The 255-nt window shown below is 57.6% G+C and carries 1 pseudogene; it reads right to left on the bottom strand.

The annotated features are described in order from the left end of the window. A pseudogene (locus IB262_RS35600) lies at positions 1-255 on the bottom strand (DUF3300 domain-containing protein); the annotation flags it as partial.

The following is a 255-nucleotide window of genomic DNA, read 5'->3' as shown; positions in this document are numbered from 1 at the left end:
CTCCGCCGGGCCGTGCGTTCGGCCGGTCGCGATTGATCTCGGCGGCGCGGTTGCGCAGGTTGTTGTTGCCGTTCGCCTTGATGTTGTTCTTGATGCTGTTTCGGTCGAAATGCTGAAGCTGGTCACGATTGAAGTTGATCTTGCTGCGATCGACATTCTTCCAGTCGACGTCGTTCCACTTCACCTTGCCGTTGATGTTGTTGCAGCAGTTGTTGCATTCGATGTCCATGTCGCCGCCGTTCCAGCGGCCACCCC

It is taken from the genome of Ensifer sp. ENS02, from assembly GCF_014851885.1.
In the GTDB taxonomy this organism is placed as follows: Bacteria; Pseudomonadota; Alphaproteobacteria; order Rhizobiales; family Rhizobiaceae; genus Ensifer; species Ensifer adhaerens.
Note: the sequence above shows the minus strand (reverse complement) of the source record. Positions and strands in the feature narration are given on the sequence as shown.